The sequence below is a fragment of the Ramlibacter aquaticus genome (assembly GCF_015159745.1).
In the GTDB taxonomy this organism is placed as follows: domain Bacteria; phylum Pseudomonadota; class Gammaproteobacteria; order Burkholderiales; family Burkholderiaceae_C; genus Ramlibacter; species Ramlibacter aquaticus.
In genome coordinates this window covers 1-395 of sequence record NZ_JADDOJ010000215.1, presented here as the reverse complement: position 1 = coordinate 395, position 395 = coordinate 1, and the positions used below count along the sequence as shown (strand labels likewise).

At 75.7% G+C, this 395-nt stretch carries 1 pseudogene; it reads right to left on the bottom strand.

Annotation, left to right across the window (positions count from 1 at the left end):
* A pseudogene (locus IM725_RS20185) lies at positions 1-296 on the bottom strand (lipid II flippase MurJ); the annotation flags it as partial.
* Positions 297-395: the final 99 nt, after the last annotated feature.

Below are 395 nucleotides of genomic sequence, written 5' to 3'. Positions count from 1 at the left end.
GCCCAGGCCCCCAGCGCCAGCGCCCCGCCCAGGGCCAGCACGGCGCGGGTCAGCCGGCGCTGCGAGGCCGCCACCTGCGCGGGCGCCATGCCGGCCCAGGCCGGCACCAGCACATAGGCCAGGGCGCCACTGGCCAGCAGGCCGGCGAACCAGTCGGGCAGCGTGAGCATCAGCACCGCGACGTCGGCCAGGCCCGAGGCGCCGAAGGCGGCCGCCTGCGCCGACTCGCGCCCCAGGCCGAGGACGCGGCTGGCCAGCAGCAGCAGGAGGGACAGGGCACCGGCCTTGAGGAACATGGGTGGCGATTATCGAGCCCGGCCGTGGACGCGCCGGGGTGCGCCGGCGCGAAAAACTAGAATCATGGGTTTCGCCCCGACAAGCCCCTCCCCCACGAG